Origin of the sequence: Candidatus Symbiopectobacterium sp. NZEC127 (genome assembly GCF_025962675.1) — a bacterium.
Taxonomy (GTDB): domain Bacteria; phylum Pseudomonadota; class Gammaproteobacteria; order Enterobacterales; family Enterobacteriaceae; genus Symbiopectobacterium.
Genome location: NZ_JAGFPG010000102.1, coordinates 1 through 519, shown reverse-complemented (window position 1 = coordinate 519; position 519 = coordinate 1). Strand labels below are relative to the sequence as shown.

The following is a 519-nucleotide window of genomic DNA, read 5'->3' as shown; positions in this document are numbered from 1 at the left end:
CGCAGCCTGCTTCAGCGCTGAATGTGCCTGATCGCGATAAATGGAATGATAATAGCGAGTCAGGGTCGCAGCCATGATGTCATCACGAAAACGTACCCACTGTGCAGCCAAACCCAATAACCAGCTGATTTTTTCCAGAAACTGGGGAGCGTCAAGAGTATCCAGTTGTGCTAAAAGCACCGTAAAAATACGTTTCCACAACCAGCTGCTATCGGGGATTTGCGCAATTTTCTCTAATGCTGAAAGTGAATTGCTTTCACCCGCAAGTAACTGCCTGGATATCACGCCTCCAGCTTGTGGGGTAAAAATGTCATGATAAAACTCAATGGTTTTCATCCATGATTTTTCTCGTCGTATCGCGGCTTTCACCACGAAGTAACCCCGGGCGATATGCCCCCGCAATACGCACCAGTGCGGGTTTGTCTCGGGTGATTCATGCTGGTAAGCAAAATAGCTTGAACAAAGTGCCGCCCAATCCTTGCGTTTTAACGCATTAGATTCCAACCGCTTCTTGATAGC

The 519-nt window shown here is 47.8% G+C and carries 1 pseudogene; it reads right to left on the bottom strand.

The window, feature by feature from the left end:
* A pseudogene (locus tag J5069_RS24130) lies at nt 1-519 on the bottom strand (hypothetical protein); the annotation flags it as partial.